Genomic DNA, 17,314 nt, shown 5'->3' with positions numbered 1-17,314 from the left:
ATAAAACTCTGGTTTATATTGTTTTAATAACTTCTGTCTATATTATTTAAGCTGTAATCATTACTTTTTGCAAAGAAAAGCTCTTCCCGAATGATCAAAGTAGTCCAGTTTTGTTTTTTTTATGAATACAGTGGATTTTTATGAATATTTTTTATGTGTTTGTTGTATTTAATGATATTTTTTATGTTAATTAAGATAATTACAATATAATGAATAATTTAAATAAGTTTGAGAAATTTTTTATACAAAGAAGATTAATAATAGAAAAATATTATAATTTTAACCCTGTGAGATCTTTTTGATTCTGATCTTATATTCAATTTAACTAAACAAATAAAAGGAAATGAAAAAAGTAACAGGAATCGGTGGCGTTTTTTTTAAATGCAAAGACCCGAACAAAATGAGAGAGTGGTATAAAACACATCTTGGATTAGATACTAATGATTATGGAGCCACTTTTGAATGGCGGGAGGCTGATGATCCTGCTAAAGAAGGAGCTACCCAATGGAGCCCGTTTCCTGAAACCACAAAGTATTTTGAACCTTCTGCAAAAGAGTTTATGATCAACTACAGGGTTGCAGATTTGGAAGCATTGGTAGAAGAGCTTAAAAAAGAAGGGGTGACGATTGTGGATGAGATTGAAACCTATGATTATGGGAAATTTGTTCACATTATCGATATGGAAGGGAATAAGATTGAGCTGTGGGAACCTAAATAACCCCGCGGAGTAAAACAATAATTTAACTGTACTATTTTTACATTCAATCATTTTTTATTAACGCAAAGCTTTTAAAATCTGATTGGTATAAAAGCAGTAAAACTTCTATGAAGCATTCTTTTGAAAAACCGATCATTAAAAGAAACCGGAAACAGTACGTGTAAAATAATATAGAGTTATCTGATTTAAATAACAAAAACGCCAGATCTGAATTAATGATTGGGCGTTTTATTATTTTAAGGAATTTCAATATATATCCGATTTATAAAAAAGGCAATTTCCATAACGGAAATTGCCTGAAGGAAATTTATAATACTAAAATGGAAATTAGTTTTCGATTTTATGCTCAATATAAAGAGCTTATAATTACCGGATAAATGCTGCTGCATATCAAATGAGGATTCATTTCTGATTCCAATGAACTGCCGCCGGATTGAGGGAGTTTGCAGCAGTTCAGTTTTCAACTTTATGTATTTAGAATCGTGTTTTTTGAGGAAACGGATATCATATTAGTTCTGGAATTTTACAAAATCTAAATAAAAACTAGGATTTCCGGCATTAAAACTGGAAGGAACTACTAAGTTTGTTTTGATTGCCAGGATGTTATAGGTTCCCGGTGTGGCAAAGTATAATACCCGGTTTTGATCTCTTGGAGCCATGTAAACGGTAGTATTGGCAGTACAGTAACTTTTCCAGACATCCCCGATACCGGCGATATAAAATGTGTAATCATTACAGTCAGAGGCAATTGCAATACCACTACGGAAAAAATACCAGCCTCTTGCCGGGATTGTCACTGAAATTCCTGTAGGCAGGTTTCCGCCACCGGTAGCTCCGGTAAAAGGATTCACCAAAGTACCCGAATAAGACGTCCAGTTATTAGCGAAAGCAGTGGTAACAGTGGATGACCAGGTAGCTAAACCATTGGCATCACTGGTCAGTACATACCCCAGCTGTTGGGTACCGTCTTTAATCTGCAGTGCCCCGTTAGTTGTACCATTATCAATAACAATTTTGGAATTGGCTGCTCCTGCAGGAACAGTATTGGTACCTATCAAAAGTTTCCCGGTTCCATTGAGACTCAGGTTATTTCCGGCTGTGGCAATATTGGTGGCCTGAGAAAGGGTACCGCCTAGTTTTACATCAGTACCTGCCATGGTAAGTCCATTGCTTGCTGTCACGGAATTTATAGTGTTATTATTGGCTGCCATGACTTCCCATGTGTTGGCCGTTCCGGTGAGCCCAGTATTGATCAATTGTACACTCTGATTTGCCGGCACTGAAACACTTGTATTCCCGTTGATGGTTTCTGACCCGGCAGGATTTACTGTGATGATAAAACCGGTGTTGTTTTTAATAGTATACATACGGCCTTTAAAATTTCCAGCACCGCTTATAGCAGCAGGAAGATTAAAAACAGCATTGGATGCACCGTTATAGGATACATGAAAATCAGTTTCGGATAAAGCATAGGGAGTGGTACTTACCGGGGTATATTTAGCGGCCAGGGAACCGTTAATATCTAATGAAGAACCGGGGTTAGGAGTGTTAATACCAACAGATCCTGTCTGCGAAAAGACAATGCCGGAAACCAGCAATCCTGTTGTAGCACATAGTTTTGTTAAATTTTTAAGCATTTGATATTATTTTTGGTGATATTGTAATCTGTTTTTTTTGAATGAAATTTTTAAAAATTTAAATTGTTCAGGATTGATTTTCATGAAAATAAAGTGGGGTTATAAGAGTTAGAAATTTGTTATTAGTTTTTTAAAGAAATTTTTAAACAATGTAATTGTTTTGTTTGCTCATGTTTTTGGAATAATGTAAAATTAGATAAAAAAAACAGGCAATAAGATATCACTATGTGTAGAAAAAAATAAGGCTGATCGTAGAAAATTTTCTACAAAATAAATGGGCTGAAAATTTGTTTTTTGAATAAAAACAACAGGGTATGTAATTATTTTTTTAATATTAATATTTCGTAAATATTAATAAATTGAAAATTCCAGGACTGAAAATTCAGTCCTGGAATTCTATTGCTTTAATAGTACTCTTTAAAGCAGTTTTTTAAGATATAGTATTTTAGTAATTTAAGAGATATAGTTTTGATAAAGCCTGATAAGGTCTGCTACATTGGTTGTTTTCAGTTTTTTATGAATCCTTTTTTTATAAGTGCTGATGGTAGGCATCTGGATATTCAGGGTATTTGAAATTTCAAGGTTTCCGAGTCCTTTGGCAATAAGGGTGAAAATTTCATATTCCCGCTCGGATAAACTTTTAATAGAATCCAGGGGAGAGCGCTGCAACAGCTTGATGGCAATATTGGAAGGATAATAATAGCCTTCAGAAAACATCTTCTTTACAGCCTCTGAAATTTCATCAACTTTACTCAGCTTATTGATATACCCGTTAGCTCCTTCTTTGATATACTGTATGGCTATTTCCTCTTCATAGGCCGAAAAAACCAGTATTTTTATATCGGGATCGGCTTCTTTGATCTCGGAAATCATTTTCTTATTTTTACTTTCAGGCATATTGATATCCAGAATCACCAGATCATATTTCTGTCTGGAAATTTTATCCAGGGCCTCCGGATAATCTTGGGCCTGATCGATCATAATATCAGGTATTCTGGATTCTAAAATCATGGTAGTGCCTGCTAAAACCACATCATGGTCATCGGCTATCAGTATATGTTTAATCATCTTTCTTATTTTTCAAAATTAGCGTAAAAGAGGTTCCTCTCAATTGATTTTTTTTGATGATAATTTTGCTTTCTATCATTTGTAATAACTGCAGGACAAGGTGAAGCCCCATGCCATATTTTTGCAATAGCAACTTCTCATTTTCAATATTGTCCTGAAGCTGGGTATAATATTCTATTTTCTGTTCGTTCATTCCTATTCCGGTGTCCTGTAATGTCAGTATGATATTCCCTTCTTCACGATCACTGTTAATGATTATGGTTCCGTTTTTTGTAAATTTTACAGCATTATCCAGAAGGTTATGAATAATAGCGGCCAGGATGTTTTTACTGATCCATGTATAAATGCTCTTATCAACATTATTGACAATTATGGTATCATTATTTTCAGCGATGGCGTTAAAAAGAACCTTCTTTTCCTCAACGAGTTTATGTAAAGAATAGAGTTGTGACTCATCTGACCGATGGTGGTAGTAGATATCGGCATATTCTTTCAGGGTCATTGTAAAATTATACAACTGTTGAGATGATTTGTAGATAGATGAAAATATTTTTTCGGTACGTTGCTGGTCAAACTCCTTTTTTTCCAGAATTTCTTCTGTAATCAATGCAATAAATTTCACCGGGGTTGTGATGTCATGGGTAATAGTGCCGATCAGCTTTTTCTGCAGCTCGATTTCTTTCCTGAGTTTTATTTTTGTTATTTCTAAATTTTCTACGGTATCGGAAAGATTTTTAGTTCGTAAACTAATGATTTTTTCCAATTCATGGTTTTTTCTGGTCAGAAAGCTTATTCTCAGCCTGACGACAAAGTAAACCAAGAAAGAAAGTCCCAAAAAGACAAGGATTTTAAACCAAAAGGTCTGGTAGAAATAAGGCGGAATAATAATATTTACTTTTTTATAAACGAATTTTCCACTGTCTGAAACAAGCATCTTAATGGTAAGCAGATGATTTCCGTAACCGAGATTGAAGGTGGAAAACTTTCTGTTTTTTCCGATCAGTTCCCATTTAGCATTGGGTACCCCGTCCAGCTTGGCATAAATCATAATATTATCCGTATTGGCATAATACGGGACATCGATAAATATATCTATACGGTTTGATTTCTGGGTTGCGTGTAATGTATTATGAAAATAAAGTTCCTTATCATCAATTTGAGCCCTTTCCAGAGATATATTCTGAGGATAATAAGCTTTAATTTTCATAGGATCAAAAAAAACAAGGCCATCAAGAGAAGGCAAAACGAATTCCCCGTTGGCTAATTTATTTCCCACTATATTGCTGCCACCATTGAATTCATTCGTATTAAAGCCGGCTTCTTTTGAAAACCGGTAGTAGTGTACCTTATGGTTTTTATCTTCAGAATACTTTAAAAGCTGATCTTTATGTATCCTGTACAAACCATTGTTGGAAGGTATCCAGAAAAAACCTTTCTGATCTTCCAGGATTGTATGAGCGGAAGAAAGGTTTTGATTAATATCCCATGGCATTTTTATCAGAATATCATTTTTTAATAAATAGAATCCTTTTCCGAGCGTGGTGATCCATACATTACCGTCTCCGGTTCTTAGGATATTGCGGATGGATAAATTGTTACTTGTTTTTAATTTGGATACTGTATTGGTTCTGATCGATACTTTATAGAGTCCGTTTATGGTTCCTACCAGCATATGGTCGTGATCTACCTTCATAAATTTGGTAGCCTCATTGTTAAAGAAGAATTTCTTTTCTACAGTACCAAAAGATCTGTCTTTGTATAGGGTGAGTATCCCGTCAAACTCTGTGTTGCCATTGGGTTTTGATTTTATAGTGAGCATATAGTACCGGTCTTCATCATAAAGAAAATCTCTGATCAGACCTTTTTCCGTAGAAACAAATACAAAATCTTTATAAGAAGATTTTTTTTGATATACTCTTAGCTCTTTCTCACTTCTTACAATAATGTTTCCTTTATCATCATAATCTGTAAAATATTGAGTGTAATTTTTGAAGTTTCTGGTTTCTAAAAATCCATTTCTGTTATAGATTTCTCCGGACGGCGTTATGACCGAAGCGTCACTATAAGGTAATGTAGAATAAAAAACTGACGAAAATTTTAATGAATCTCTTTTAGAAGGAACAAAATCTGGAAAACTAATAATTTGAAGCCCTTTTGTACCGCCTCCCAAATAAAGTTTTTTGTACAATGGATCATAATAAATGCTTCTCAGATTACTTTCCTTAAGTTGATCCACTTGAACGAGCCGGGTTATTTTCAGTTGCCCTTTTTCATAAAGGCAGGTATAAAAAGTATTTTTATTCAGGATGAAAACCTGATTATTCACCCTGCTCCAAAATATTTTACTGTTTATATCTGTAAGTAAAGGGATTTCATAAGAAGCTGTAATCTTATTGGTTTCTATTTTTCTAACCTTTTTAGCCTTGCTGTCTATATAGAACATCTGTTCATTAAGAATGAATATTTTGGGGATGATGTTGGCTGCCTGATTAATTTTCAGATTTTCTTCAACACCTGAATTATGAGACTTATAAGTTAGAGTATTTTCTTTTATATAATATCTCCCTTCTTTGAAATCCATATAAAAGCTTCCGCCCTGAGTCGTATCGAAATTGTAATTAGAACAATATAAAAAATAATTGATATTATTTTTGCGGATAATATTTTGAATTTTTTTGAGATTTCTGATTACTTTGGGATATTTTCCACGTATCATTACCTTATTTCCATAATCTACTCCTGTAAAGACACTGTCCTTTTCGACATTACCATAAAAATAGGTGAAACGCTGACTGTTTAACGGGAAATTTTTATAAACCAGGAAATTGGTGCCGTCATATCTTACAATACCATTTTCGGTGGTCATCCATATAAATCCGTATTTATCTTTGATAATATCCTTTATGCTGTTTTGTGGAAGCCCATTATCAGTATTATAAAATTCAGTATTATATTTCTGGCAATGAACGGATGAAAAAAAAATGAAAAGAAAAACAGAAAATATATTTTTATACAAATTTTATTGTTTTGATAAAGCAAATATATAAACGAATCAATAATTTTAAAAGGTTTTATGAATATTTTTAATAGTTTATTCATATTGAGGGTAGTATTTTTTCGAATCCTTAACAAAATATTGCATTATTGTTTTTTGATATCAAATCCTGTTTTGTTATGATTTTATTAAAAAGATTGTTTTTTATAGGGGTACGGAATGATTTTGAACATATTTCAGATAAATTATATATTATTTGATGCATAATTCATAAGAAACCCATATTTTTACCTCAGTGAATAGTTGATGGAATTGGAAAGGAACATTATTAATTAAAATGATCAATAAACCTTTACACAATTTCCACATCCCTGTGATGGGGTTGGCTTACACGATAGACAGTCCTGTCCGTGTGGCCCAATACGGAATTTCTTCCGTCGTTTCTATAATAGATGATGAAATTATAGAAAAAATGAAGAATTTTTATAACAAAAAGTTCAATCTGGATTACGAAAGTATTTCTACAAAGGCAGAGGACTACCGTGCTAAAAGAATTACGGCTTATCTGGATATGATGGATGATATTGTTAATGAAAAATTCAGTGCATTCAAAGAGGAAATTACAAAAAACAAAGCTTCTCTTAAAAACTTTCTGGGAATGTTTCCCAATACCTCGGAACTGAAAAAAAGCCTTCAGAATCTTCTTGATCAAAAAGACGGATTTACTTCTGCCGTTAAAAATTATATTGAAACCCATCTTGCTCCCGGAAGTATAGATGTCAATATCATGACCAAAGTAGATAAAGACAACTTTAAAAACAATAAGCCTCTTCCGGTAACTTATAATGATGCCCATGCTTCTTTACGTGGTTTTGCCCATAGTAAACTGTCATCTTCAATGGTGCTTTCTGCAGGCATGAATCCCCGTTTGTACAGCTATATTGAAGAGTTTGATGATTTCTTTCCGGATGAAAGAGGAAGATTAAAAAAGAAAATTATTCTGAAAGTTAGTGATTTCCGGTCAGCGATGATCCAGGGAAATTTTCTGGCAAAAAAAGGGCTCTGGGTTTCCGAATACAGGATAGAATCAGGGTTAAATTGTGGTGGCCACACCTTTGCAACGGAAGGCTTGCTGCTCGGACCTATCATGGAAGAATTCAAGCAGAAAAAGAACGAACTGATCGGCTCTGCCCATGCTTTAATGACTGCTGCCCTGGAACAGAAAGGGAAATATTCCGTTTCCCGACCTTTGGAAATGAAAATTACCGTTCAGGGCGGTGTCGGTACATCGGAAGAGCACGAGTTTCTGTTGAAACAGTATAACGTCAATAGCGTAGGGTGGGGTTCACCATTTTTACTGGTTCCGGAAGCCACTTCAGTAGACCGTGAAACCAGAGCGCTTCTTGTGAATTCTAAAGAAAAAGATTTCTACTTAAGCAATATTTCGCCTTTAGGAGTTCCCTTCAATACAGTAAAAGGTACTTCCAATGAAATCATTAAGCAGACAAAAGAAGTGAAGAACCGTTACGGAAGCTCCTGTCCGAAAAAACTTCTGGCTCTGAGTAAAGAATTTTCACCGAAAGGAATCTGTACAGCTTCAAAAAAATACCAGGAGATTAAGCTTGAAGAATTGGAACAGCTGAAAGCAGAAATATCAGCCGAAGAATTTCATCAGAAAAAAACAGAGATCACAGACAAAGCCTGCTTATGTGTTGGTTTAGTTAACTCTGCTTATCTGGAACAGGGAATAGAAATAAAGGGTGAAAAACAGGGTGTCGTTATTTGTCCCGGACCGAATCTGGCTTTTTTTGATAAGGAAGTTTCCCTTTCGGAGATGGTGCGGCATATTTATGGGAATGCCAATATTCTTCCGGGTCATTACCGTCCTCATATGTTTATCAATGAATTAAAAATGTACGTTGATCATCTGAAAAAAGAGATTGCCGGTTTTTCAGGAAAAATTACCAATCTGCAATTAAAAAAATGGAAAACATTTAGAGAAAACCTGTTTGACGGTATTAATTATTATGAAGAACTTTTCAGTAATTCCGGTTTCTTTAAAAAAGATTTGAATGCAATTACTAATCAGCTGGAAAAATATAAATCAATGCTTTTGCATTTGGAAATTCCGCAGCTTACGAATTAAAATTTAACTGATAAACAAAACCACTGTAAGTAAACTACAGTGGTTTTATTTTTTTATGAGTAAGGTTACTATTTATTATTTGCTTCCTTTTATTCTGTCTTCAATAGTTCTCCAGTCATAAATATGGAAAACTTTTCCGTTGCTCATGGCGACGAATATTCCTTTGGGGAATTGAGGCCCAAGGTTGACATTGGTGACTTCCGAGCCGTCACTTTCTCGTGTAGAAACAGGAATTTCCGCAATCCTTCCTTTGGCTGGGTTTTCTCTTAAATACACATTGAAAGTATCTTTCTGCTGATTGGAAACCAGAATATATCCTGTAGTTGCCGAAGTAGGATAGACCGAAATTCCTTCCACATCAGATTTGAAATCTCCTTTTCCGAAAACCAGGATTTCTTCATTTCCTTTTGCCGGATCTGCATAATACTGATGAACCCCGAATTGCTCATCAGAATAATAGATGTATCCCAGCTCATCATCTACAGCAATACTTTCAATTTCTTTCAGACCGCTGTATTTTCCAAACTTACGGACTACTTCGCCAGTGATTTTACCATCTTTTTCCGACAGTTTGTATTGCCACAGATAACCGTCGCTTGGTCCTGATTTTCTTCCTGCAATGACAAAAATTTCACCGGAACCAGGATTTTTATACATTGAAATTCCCATCGGTCCACGCTCGGTTTCTCCATCAAAAACGGTAAACTCACCAACTTCCTTCAGGTCGGGAAGAGAATAAAGCTTCACCTTATTGGTTTCCCTTTCTGTCACCGCTGCAATATCTGTTTTATTTCCGTTTAACGGGAAACCATATTCGATATCAACATTATTCGGGCGTTGCAATCGTGAAACTTTATTAATGATTTTTCCGTTTAAATCAAACGCATATAATTCACCGTTTGAATCTTTATCCGTTCCGATAATAATACTTTTTGAGGCATCTGCCGGGTTGATCCAGATAGCAGGATCATCCGTATCGTAAGTAACCTGTTCGGTGATAACGGCAGGCTTTATTTTCTTTCCTAAATTATTTTGCCCGATGCAATTCACCAATAACGGTAAAATCGCAATGGCAACGATCTTATTTAAATTTTTCATTTTCAGCATTCATTAGAAATCAAACTTCACCCCCATGGTAAATCTTGGCCTGTAATATTCTACCTGGGCAGTTCTGCTCTGGATTCCCTGATAGTATCTTAACGGCTGATTGGTAAGATTATTGGCCTCTGCAAAAATTCTCAGCTGACTGGTAATCTTATATGAAGCATTGGCATCAAGGAACAACTGTTTGTCGTAATAGCGGTCTTCAAAAGAATTTCCACCTAACTCATCAATGTAATAAGATGCATAATTCATAGAAACCCTGGCTGAAAAACGTTTGTTTTCCCATGATAATGAGCCGTTGAACATATGTGGCGCAGCACCCGGTAATCCCACATCAGTTCTTTCCTCACCGTCTTCATTGGTGATTCCTTTTGCTTTTGATTTGGTGTAGGTATAGTTTACATACACTCCAAGGCCTTTCCAGAATGCTCCGGGAATAAAGTCAAGCTGTCTCTGCAAAGCAACTTCAAATCCATAAATATCTACATTATCACCATTACGTTGCTGGGTAAATCTCCAGTTGTTTTCTCCGGCAGGAATAGGATTCGACTGGCCCGGGAAATCTGTACTGAAATCTGCAGCTGAGTAATTTTTTCTGGAAGATGTATAAATGAAATCTTTCAGGTTCTTATAAAATACTCCTCCCGAAAGAATCCCTACGGATTTAAAATATTTTTCTGCCATAAAATCGAAATTATAGGCATAAGTGGCTTTAAGATTAGGATTTCCCGCTGAGATCTCTTCATCTCCTGAAATCACGCTAAGGTAAGGAACCAATGCGTAATAATTAGGTCTTGCCAAAGCAGTGGTAAATGCTGCACGAAGTACAAGATCCTGTATTGGAACATATTTGAAAGATAAATTCGGTAAAATATTGGTGTAAGAGTTGGTATTGTTGATTTGTCCTACCAAATCTTCTTCATCCATAATATAATTTCCTGTATAATCTATTTTTGTGGTTTCGATACGCGCTCCGGCAATCATTGAAAGTTTGTCGCTGAAATCCTGATCCCAGCGAATATAACCGGCGTAAATTTGTTCTTTCGCACTGTAATTGCTGGAAAGGTATTCTTCCGGTTTAAGCTCTCCTGTAAATAAATTCGGATTAAATAAATCCAGTCCGCCCATATAAGCTGAGCTTGCAAAAGTTCCGGGAATATAATTTCCGGGCTGAAAATTGTGTCCGTCAAAATAAACGGTAGGAACAGACAGCAGGCTTCCCATATCATTTACCGGTTCAAAGGAGTAATAATCATTATTCCTTTCTTTTTCCTTTAAACGTAAACGCACACCGGCACGGATTCTTCCTTTCTGGTTTTCAATAATGGAAAACGGGAAACGGACATTCACTTTCGCTCCGAATTCCTTTTCCTGAGTAAAGCTATTCGCATCCGAAAGATCACTTAACTGGTAATTCCCCAGGTTATCAGAAACGGGAGTAAGCATCGGCCTTCTCGGATCACTCAGATTGGAAGAAAAAGTTAAGTCTTCATTTTCAAATTCTAAATGACGCTCGTGAGGCTTTTTCTCGCTTGCTGTAGCGTAGTTCATCGACCAGTCCAGATCTATTTTTGAACCTAAAAGATGTTCACCTCTCAATGCATAGTTCTGTACCTTCTGCTTTTCCAGCCGGGTATTATCATTATTGGCATCCCCACCTTTATTTTGACGGGTGATACTGCCTTCCCAACCGGTAATTTCAGTTTCGTCGGCGTTGTAAACCGGATCTATTTTATAACCTAAAGCATAACGGTTTTCCTTATCATTTCTGAAGTTGTACATTGCAGATGCATAGATTTTATTTTTAGAATTGAATTCATAATCCATGTTCAAATCAAAACTATGACGGATGCGGTGTTCGTTGTAATAGCGGATTCCCATTTTGCTTACATAAGCCGTTTGAGCGGCATCATCGGCAAGGCTCCACGTAGGTTCGATGTTGTCGGAACCAAAATTATTATTGTTATATGAAAAACTGAAAACCGCACCGAGCTTTTTGTCAAGGAAACGGTTTCCATAAACAAATCCTGCAGTATAATTTCCTTTTTCACGGATCGGACTGTAGCCTCCGGCCAAAGTTGCGGAAATTCTTTGTCCGTTAGGGGAAGCTCTCGTGATCAGGTTTACGGAACCACCGATAGCATCGGCATCCATATCCGGGGTTAATGTTTTATTGACTTCAATCGTTGAGATCATATCGGATGGAATCAAATCCATCTGAACATTCCGGTTATCACCTTCTGCAGAAGGAATCCTGTCACCGTTTAACGTCACGGAATTCAGGTTGGGAGCAAGGCCCCTGATAATTAAATTTCTAGCTTCACCCTGGTCATTTTGTATTGTGACACCGGGTACACGTTTCAAAGCGTCTCCGATATTAGCATCAGGAAAACGCCCGATCTGATCGGCTGAGATCACGTTGGTGATATTGGCATTGCTTTTTTGCTTATTCAACGCTCTTGCCTGGTTTTTTAAGGTAGCTCCGGCAACAATTACTTCTTCTATTTTTGTTTCCTTTCTGTTGAAGACAATATTCTGTCTTGTATTTTTATCAGATTCTACAAGTACATTGTATTCACTTGTTCCATAACCCAGATAATCAACTTTCATGGTATAGCTTCCGGAAGGAACATTCAGGAAAACAAAATTCCCGTGCTCGTCTGAAGTAGTATAAATATTCCCGGGAGTCAGGGAGATTTTGGCTCCGGGTAATGCAATTTTAGAATCATCATTAATATTTCCTGACACAGTACCGGTTTGGGCATAAAAATAAATTGATGCACAAAATAAAACGGTTGTAAAAATTTTCTTCACTTTATTATATTTGATTTCACGGTAAATATAGATTTCATGGGAAGAAAAGGGATAAAATGAAAATTAAGCTTTGTTTAAAAAATTATGAACGGCCTTCCTGGTTTACTTAAAAATATCATAGGCAAACGGCTGTTGAGTGATATTTCAGCTTTAAATTTATATCAAAAGCTAATGTAACAATCTGCCTGTCATAGTTGTCTTATTAAACGAAATATTCAATTTAAGATTTCCTAAAAGTGATTGAAAACTAAAAAGACAGAATAATAAAACAATGTGTAATAGAAAAGATATTTAAGGTAAGTATATACTATTTTACACTCATCATTTTTTATTAATGCAAGTTTTTTAAATCCGATTGCTATATTTAAGAAAAGCAGTAAAGCTGCCATGAAGCATTCTTCTAAAAATCTATTTTAATAAGATTAAAAAACTTTGTTCATCTTAATAAGTCTGATTCATCATTTTCTTTGCGATAAGAACCGATCAAAGAAGCAAGAAAAAATAAGTATAAAATAGTATATAGTTACCTAAATAAAAATCCACAGCTTAATGTTGTGGATTTTTGGTATAATATTTTGAATTCTGTTTAATGAATCTTAACAAGCGTTAATGCTTCTTTCCCGAATAAGCATGAGAATATATTTTGAAACTCATGAATATATCTGCACTTTATGGAGTTGCCATATATTTTTAAACCCTGAATAATTTTTTTCGGGCTTAAATCAATATCGTATTTGATATATTCTTCAGGCCGTTCATAACGAATCGTCTGATCAGATGTATAGGTTCTGGAAAACCCGAATTTTTCAAGCCATTCCTCTGTAATCTGAATAGGTTTAATGGAATCTGCAGGAGCAGAAACACTGTGAATATCATTCTCAATTCTTACAAAATAATCTTTCTCATTATTCTGAAATATCTCAGTAATCATAAAAATTTGATTTTTGTACTCGACTAAATTTCTGATTTTAAGATCTTCAACGTTCATAGTATTTTGTGTTAAGGTTATTAATAATCTGGTAAAGTGTAAGGGTGCAAATATTATGCCTTACAGAACAGATTTTCTTAATATTACATGAACTGTTTTAAAATTTTTTCATAGATATTATTAATTTTTAGTTTAAATAATATCAGGCTTAAGAAGTCTTATCGGGAACCGTAGTTTTTTGATAAGTTAGAAAAAATGCAATCAGTATAGAGCCTATCAGAAACAGGATAAAAAACTTCCATGAAGTATCATGAAGAAGGTATCCCGTGCCACTGCCGAGAATACTTGAACCGAAATAATAAAAGAGCCAGTAGATCGATGTTGCCGAAGATTTACCAATCCTGGCGCGCAATGCTGTCATCTGGCTGGCCATGGTATGGGCTGCAAAGAATGAAAGAGTAAATAGTCCTAACCCGGAAATAACAATATAAAGGTTCTCGGAGAGCAAAAGACTGATTCCTCCAAGCATACAAACAATAGATCCTTTCAGAATATATTTCTGTTCGAATCTTTTTGATAACCTGGCCGTAATCATAGTCCCGAAAACTCCGAAAGTATACATCAGAAATATGAAAGCAATATAAAAATGGCTCAGGGAAAAAGGTGCTGCTTCAAGACGGAAGGTAAGATAATTGTACACACTTACAAAAGCGCCCATCAGAAGCGCGGCAATAAAATACAGACGAAGCATATACGGATCGGTAAGGAATCTTTTCATCTGTTTCATTTTCAAATGATAATCAGTCTTTTGAGGATTAAAGAATTTAGATTCGGGAAACAGTTTCCAGAACACCAATCCCAGAATGAGACTTTCTACGCCAATGATCAGAACAGCATTTCTCCATCCCAATTCACCGGAAAGAATGGTCGCAAAAATTCTCCCGCTCATTCCACCAATTGTGTTTCCGCTCAGATACATGCTGATGGCCAGGCCAATCACCGAAACCTGTACCTCTTCCGTAAGATAGGCAAGTGCTACGGCAGAAACCCCGGAAATCACAAAACCTTTTAATATACCTGTTGCAACAAGTAGAGTAAGGCTCGGAATCCATGTTGAAATAATAGTCAGTGCTGCAGAAGATAGCAATGAAAATGTCATCAATCCTTTTCTTGAGTAGCTGTCTGCTTTAAAAGCAAAGAAAAACAATCCTGCTGCCATTCCTCTGGTAGAGGAAGAAACCAGTAATGAGCTGTCACCGACTGTCGTATGGAAATGTTCAGCAACCATCGGAAGCAAAGGCTGAAAAAGATACAGCTGGGCAAAGACAGATAATCCTGACAAGAAAATGCATAATTTTATATATCCGAAACGTTTACTTTCTTTAGTCGCTTTTTCAGGTGTATTCATGATTTTTTGGTCACCGTTGGTGTGGGTCACCGAATATTTTTTAATGAGGTAAATTTCCGGATAAATTTCCGATTTGTAAAATGGTTAATTTCGATTTTATTGATCGGTAAACCAATTTCTGTTAATTGAATTTAAAATTTCTGCTGATTGATTTTTTTTGATGTGAAATTTTAAATTATTATCATTGTAACCATAAAAAACATCGTATCCGGATGATTGCAGATTTCCCTTTCTATTTATCACTTATTGTTGCTATTGTTCTATTGGTCATGCTGGCCAATAAGATCAAAGTGGCTTACCCTGTATTACTTGTCGTGGCAGGATTATTAATCAGTTTCATTCCCGGGATTCCAATGATAAGGATTGATCCGGAGCTGATTTTTATTATATTTCTTCCCCCTTTACTGTATGAGGCGGCATGGTCTATTTCATGGAAAGAACTGTGGAAATGGAGACGGATTATAGGAAGCTTTGCATTTGTGGTTGTTTTTCTTACGGCAATTTCCGTTGCCTTTGTAGCTAATTATTTTATTCCCGGATTTTCTCTTGCCCTCGGGTTTTTGTTAGGCGGAATAGTTTCTCCTCCCGATGCGGTAAGTGCCGGAGCCATTCTGAAATTTGTGAAGGTGCCCAAAAGGATGTCTTCCATTCTAGAAGGGGAAAGCCTGCTGAATGATGCATCCTCATTGATTATTTTCCGTTTTGCAATGGTGGCGGTGGCTACAGGACAGTTTATCTGGCATGAAGCGGCACTAAGCTTCTCATGGATGCTGATCGGTGGAGTAGGAATAGGTGTACTGATCGGCTGGATCTTTATGAAAGTGCATAAATACCTTCCTACAGATGCCAATATGGATACCATTCTTACTATTGTTGCCCCTTACCTGATGTACATTGCTGCTGAAGAAGTTCATAGCTCCGGCGTTCTGGCCGTCGTGAGCGGTGGTCTGTTGTTATCCAATCACAGGCACCGTATTATGAGCGCATCATCCCGTTTGCGGGGTGTCAATGTATGGCAAAGCCTTTCTTTTGTTTTAAACGGGTTAGTATTCCTGCTGATTGGTCTGGATTTACCTGAAATCACATCAGGGCTGGAAGGAGTAAGCCTTTCCGCAGCGATCGGTTATGGATTACTGATCACGGCTGTGCTGATTGTCGTAAGAGTTTTATCTGCTTATGGAGCTGTAGTGGTTACTTTAATTGCACGGAATTATATCAGTGTAGCTGATACAAGAAGTCCGGGATTTAAAGCCCCGATTCTGATGGGATGGACAGGAATGCGTGGCGTGGTTTCTTTAGCTGCAGCTTTATCTATCCCTACACAGATCCATGAAGGCGGAGCTGATTTCCCTCAAAGAAACCTGATTTTATTTATTACTTTTATTGTGATCCTGACAACATTGCTTATTCAGGGGTTAACGCTGCCTTCCCTGATCAGAAGTCTTAATATGCCTTCATTCAATGACTATCTTCCGGATGAGGAAGCCGAAGAATATATCAAAAGACAATTGGCAAAACATACGGTGGATCATATCACGAGCAATTACGGGGATCTGCTCAATGAGAGCCAGTTTTTAAAATATATTCATGATAAGTGGAAAGACAAAACAAATGAAGATGTTGATGTGAAAATCTCTCCTGAAGTAAAATCGGTTTATCTGGATATCTTAAACCAGCAAAGGATGTGGCTTATTGATCAGAATCACAACAATAACCAGGTTGATGAAGATCTGATCAGAAAACATTTGCTGCAGATCGATCTTGAAGAAGAAAGAATTCTTTTGATTTGTTAATTATTCAAGATCTAAAATGGAAATTAGCTTTTGCAGGTACTCATCTTCCTTTAAAACTTTCTGGTAAGACTGTCTGGCATAAGCCGGGGAGAGCTTATAATTTTCCGGTTTTAAATTAAAATCATCATTCTCAATGTATTGATTGAGATGCTGTGTATATTCCTTAATCCATTTAGTGATTCTTTTTCTTTTGATCTTGCATAGGGAATTGTTCTTTATCTTTTGTAAAGAATTTAATATATATGATTTATCTCCGTGAAAATTAATGATATGAGTAACAAACGACAGGTTGTGTTTGTCTTGTAAAACAGAATGGGCTTCATTTTCAAAAATCATAATCCGGTATAAGTTTTTAATTGTTTATCCAATTTTTTAACAGTTAATTTGAGGTCTGTTTTATTTTTTCACTTCAAAAACTTAACCAAAATAATTAAATAATTCCAAAAATGGTATTTTTTTAGAAAATTTATTTTTTATAAATCTTTAAACTTAGAATATTTTTAAAGATAGTATGCTTTACGTAATTATTTTATATTTCTAAGCGTTGTTCCTGTAATACAGTAGGTTTTGTAGTAGTAATTCTACAGGAATGTAACTTTATTTCTACAAAATATATTTCCCGAACACTCCGAATATTTTTAGTTTTGTGATGTTACAAGTTAGATGGTGATGGTATTTTAAAGTATAAAGGCTGAATTGACTT

General features: G+C 35.7%; 11 protein-coding genes. 3 read left to right on the top strand and 8 right to left on the bottom strand.

Annotated features, from left to right (window positions below):
• The first annotated feature begins 343 nt into the window (after positions 1-343).
• A complete protein-coding gene (locus tag AB8P06_RS04730) occupies positions 344-718 on the top strand; it encodes a VOC family protein (protein ID WP_369838590.1) in 375 nt (124 codons plus the stop codon).
• A 509-nt stretch (positions 719-1,227) separates the two neighbouring features.
• Here the strand turns inward: AB8P06_RS04730 and AB8P06_RS04725 are convergent.
• The 3 genes from AB8P06_RS04725 to AB8P06_RS04715 form a co-directional block, all read right to left on the bottom strand.
• Entirely contained in the window at positions 1,228-2,355 is a 1,128-nt protein-coding gene (locus AB8P06_RS04725) for a hypothetical protein (protein ID WP_369838589.1), read from the bottom strand.
• Positions 2,356-2,808: 453 nt separating this feature from the next.
• Positions 2,809-3,423, bottom strand: a complete 615-nt coding sequence (locus AB8P06_RS04720; RefSeq protein WP_369838587.1) for a response regulator transcription factor — start codon at positions 3,421-3,423, stop codon at positions 2,809-2,811.
• The gene (locus tag AB8P06_RS04715; protein ID WP_369838584.1) at positions 3,416-6,439 is read right to left on the bottom strand and encodes a sensor histidine kinase; all 3,024 of its coding nucleotides are present in this window, start codon (positions 6,437-6,439) and stop codon (positions 3,416-3,418) included. Before AB8P06_RS04715 ends, AB8P06_RS04720 begins: the two co-directional genes overlap by 8 nt.
• Positions 6,440-6,755: 316 nt before the next feature.
• On the opposite strand from AB8P06_RS04715, the gene AB8P06_RS04710 reads away from it, so the two are divergent.
• On the top strand, positions 6,756-8,564 hold the full coding sequence (locus AB8P06_RS04710; RefSeq protein WP_369838582.1) for a hypothetical protein: 1,809 nt from the start codon (positions 6,756-6,758) through the stop codon (positions 8,562-8,564).
• A 75-nt stretch (positions 8,565-8,639) separates the two neighbouring features.
• Here the strand turns inward: AB8P06_RS04710 and AB8P06_RS04705 are convergent, their stop codons facing one another.
• The 4 genes from AB8P06_RS04705 to AB8P06_RS04690 form a co-directional block, all read right to left on the bottom strand.
• The gene (locus AB8P06_RS04705; RefSeq protein ID WP_369838579.1) at positions 8,640-9,662 is read right to left on the bottom strand and encodes a phytase; all 1,023 of its coding nucleotides are present in this window, start codon (positions 9,660-9,662) and stop codon (positions 8,640-8,642) included.
• 12 nt (positions 9,663-9,674) lie between these two features.
• A complete protein-coding gene (locus tag AB8P06_RS04700) occupies positions 9,675-12,482 on the bottom strand; it encodes a TonB-dependent receptor (protein ID WP_369838576.1) in 2,808 nt (935 codons plus the stop codon).
• 586 nt (positions 12,483-13,068) lie between these two features.
• Positions 13,069-13,413, bottom strand: coding sequence for a hypothetical protein (locus tag AB8P06_RS04695; RefSeq protein WP_369838573.1), 345 nt, complete (start codon positions 13,411-13,413; stop codon positions 13,069-13,071).
• Positions 13,414-13,618: 205 nt separating this feature from the next.
• Positions 13,619-14,848, bottom strand: coding sequence for an MFS transporter (locus tag AB8P06_RS04690; RefSeq protein WP_369838571.1), 1,230 nt, complete (start codon positions 14,846-14,848; stop codon positions 13,619-13,621).
• Positions 14,849-15,030: 182 nt separating this feature from the next.
• Between AB8P06_RS04690 and AB8P06_RS04685 the strand changes: the two genes are divergently transcribed.
• Complete coding sequence (locus AB8P06_RS04685) at positions 15,031-16,611, top strand: Na+/H+ antiporter (protein ID WP_369838568.1); 1,581 nt, start codon at positions 15,031-15,033, stop codon at positions 16,609-16,611.
• Here the strand turns inward: AB8P06_RS04685 and AB8P06_RS04680 are convergent, their stop codons facing one another.
• Positions 16,612-16,947 carry a hypothetical protein gene (locus tag AB8P06_RS04680; protein ID WP_369838565.1) on the bottom strand — a complete coding sequence of 112 codons (336 nt, stop codon included), beginning with the start codon at positions 16,945-16,947 and terminating at the stop codon, positions 16,612-16,614. It lies immediately after the preceding gene.
• Positions 16,948-17,314: the final 367 nt, after the last annotated feature.

It is taken from the genome of Chryseobacterium tongliaonense (assembly GCF_041224435.1).
Classification (GTDB): domain Bacteria; phylum Bacteroidota; class Bacteroidia; order Flavobacteriales; family Weeksellaceae; genus Chryseobacterium; species Chryseobacterium tongliaoense.
Note: the sequence above shows the minus strand (reverse complement) of the source record. Positions and strands in the feature narration are given on the sequence as shown.